Origin of the sequence: Vibrio sp. ZF57 (genome assembly GCF_001691235.1) — a bacterium.
Taxonomy (GTDB): Bacteria; Pseudomonadota; Gammaproteobacteria; order Enterobacterales; family Vibrionaceae; genus Vibrio; species Vibrio crassostreae_C.
Map to the genome: position 1 here is coordinate 1 of NZ_MAKD01000059.1, position 257 is coordinate 257.

Below are 257 nucleotides of genomic sequence, written 5' to 3' on the forward strand. Positions count from 1 at the left end.
TCAGCTTTCCAAATTGTTAAAGAGCTTGATTCAATAAAATGAACCATTTTTAAAAACACTTAAATAAATGTGCTTAAAGATGGTATCCCGTAGGGGAGTCGAACCCCTGTTACCGCCGTGAAAGGGCGGTGTCCTAGGCCTCTAGACGAACGGGACATAGGTTACTCTTAACTGTTTAAACATATCAATCTGTGTGGACACTTATCGTGAATATCTTCGTATAAGGAGGTGATCCAGCCCCAGGTTCCCCTAGGGCT

1 tRNA gene is annotated in these 257 nt (G+C 42.8%); it reads right to left on the minus strand.

Features of this window, described 5'->3' with window-relative positions:
* Positions 1-80: 80 nt before the first annotated feature.
* Positions 81-156, minus strand: a tRNA-Glu gene (locus A6D97_RS06800).
* Positions 157-257 lie beyond the last annotated feature (101 nt).